At 48.9% G+C, this 1,871-nt stretch carries 3 protein-coding genes and 1 pseudogene; all 4 read left to right on the forward strand.

The genetic code is table 11. The features are described from left to right. On the forward strand, nt 1-381 hold a 381-nt coding region (locus F6K53_RS39305; protein ID WP_293085350.1), incomplete at its 5' end, for a GPW/gp25 family protein. 8 nt (nt 382-389) lie between these two features. Next, nucleotides 390-971, forward strand: coding sequence for a hypothetical protein (locus F6K53_RS39310; RefSeq protein ID WP_293085353.1), 582 nt, complete (start codon nt 390-392; stop codon nt 969-971). 72 nt (nt 972-1,043) lie between these two features. Continuing rightward, nucleotides 1,044-1,217, forward strand: a complete 174-nt coding sequence (locus F6K53_RS39315; protein ID WP_293064970.1) for a hypothetical protein — start codon at nt 1,044-1,046, stop codon at nt 1,215-1,217. Further along, nucleotides 1,198-1,871: pseudogene (locus F6K53_RS39320) on the forward strand (hypothetical protein); the annotation flags it as partial. The gene F6K53_RS39315 and the pseudogene F6K53_RS39320, both read left to right, overlap by 20 nt.

Raw genomic sequence — 1,871 nt, forward strand, 5'->3', positions numbered from 1 at the left:
GATTTTCTCGGAGTGGGATGGAATTTCCCGGTAGTACTAGACCAAAATAAACAAATCGAAATGGCGCAATATGAGGATAGTGTCCGCCAGTCGATTTGGATGATTCTGAGTACTTCTCCAGGAGAACGGCTGATGCGCCCGGATTTTGGCTGCGGTATTCATGATTTAGTATTTGCCAGCAACAGCGCTGGGACAGCTGGACAATTAACAGTGGAGGTACGCCGAGCCTTGACCCAGTGGGAACCACGGATTGAAGTTCTAGATGTAGGTGTCTACCCGGATGAGACCCAATTTAATCGTCTCCTAATAGAAATAAATTACCAGGTGCGCCGTACTAATAATCGCTTTAACTTAGTTTATCCATTCTATTTAGATTATTAATTTGGGGTGTGGGGTGTAAGGCGCTACGGGCAAGGCAAAAGGCAAAAGGCAAAAGGCAAAAGGCAAAACGCGATCGCAATCAAATTAATCAATCGGTTAATCCGATGGTGGGCAGTGCCAAAGAATGCGATCACAACCAAATTAATCCGATGGTGGGCAGTGCCAAAGAATGCGATGTTCCTTTGGAACCGCTTCGCGAACGCAACCAGATTAATCCCATGGTGGGCAGTGCCACAAAACGCGATGTTCCTTTGGAACCGCTTCGCGAACGCAACCAAATCAATCCGATGGTGGGCAGTGCTACAGAACGCGATGTTCCTTTGGAACCGCTTCGCGAACGCAATCAAATTAATCCGATGGTGGGCAGTGCCACAAAACGCGATGTTCCTTTGGAACCGCTTCGCGAACGCAATCAAATCAATCAGTCTCAAGCACTGCCCACCCTACATCTACATCTAGATCAAGTTGTGATTAATCGGATGGTGGGCAGTGCCACAAAACGCGATGTTCCTTTGGAACCGCTTCGCGATCGCAACCAAATTAATCACTCTGATGCACTCCTACCCACCCTACATCAACTACTCCTCTAGCTTCCCCCTTATTAAGGGGGACGGGAGGGGGATCCCAACGGGGGATTAGTGGATTGATCCAAAACCCACCCAGTGATTAATCGTCTGGTGGGCAGTGCCAACAAATGCGATGGCAACCAAATCAATCAGTCTCAAGCACTGCCCACCCTACATCTACTCCCGATTCCCGATTCCCGATTCCCGATTCCCGATTCCCTACTCCCTACTCCCTACTCCCTAATTTCTTATGCAAGCTCCAAAGATTGATCAACGTAGCTATAAAGACATCGTTGCCTATACGGAGGCGTGTGCTAAGGCGTTCACAGAGTGGCGTCCTTTGGCAGATAACAAGCCGGATGGTGGTCGGTCACTAATTCGTATTTTTGGTCATCTGGCAACGATTGTCGGCGATCGCCTTAATCAAGTCCCGGATAAAAATTTCCTGGCCTTTCTGGATTTGATTGGCACTAGCATTGGACCACCCCAACCAGCGCGAGTACCCTTGACCTTTTATTTGGCAACTGGTAGCACAGAAGCCTTGGTTCCGGCTCAGACGGAGGTGGCAGCACCGCCCACAGAAGGAGAGGAAGAAGAGGTCATTTTCGAGACCGAGCGTGATTTAGTCTTGACCAATGTGCAGCTGCAAGCAGTGTTTGTGCGGGAACCGGAACAAGACCGCTATAGCGATCGCACACAGCAAGGGACGGGTCAAGACGATGCTGCTTTTCTAACCTTTGCAGGGGATCAGCCCATTGAACATTCCCTCTATTTGGCTTGTGACCACCTGCTCACCTTACCTGAATCGAAAACTCTCACCGTAACTATTAATTCTCCTAATGCAGTTGGGTTAGCAGCAGTACCAATCACTTGGTCTTACTGGAATGGGGAGGTCTGGAAACCAATACTAGGAATTATTGAGGA

This window comes from Moorena sp. SIO4A1 (genome assembly GCF_010672065.1).
In the GTDB taxonomy this organism is placed as follows: domain Bacteria; phylum Cyanobacteriota; class Cyanobacteriia; order Cyanobacteriales; family Coleofasciculaceae; genus Moorena.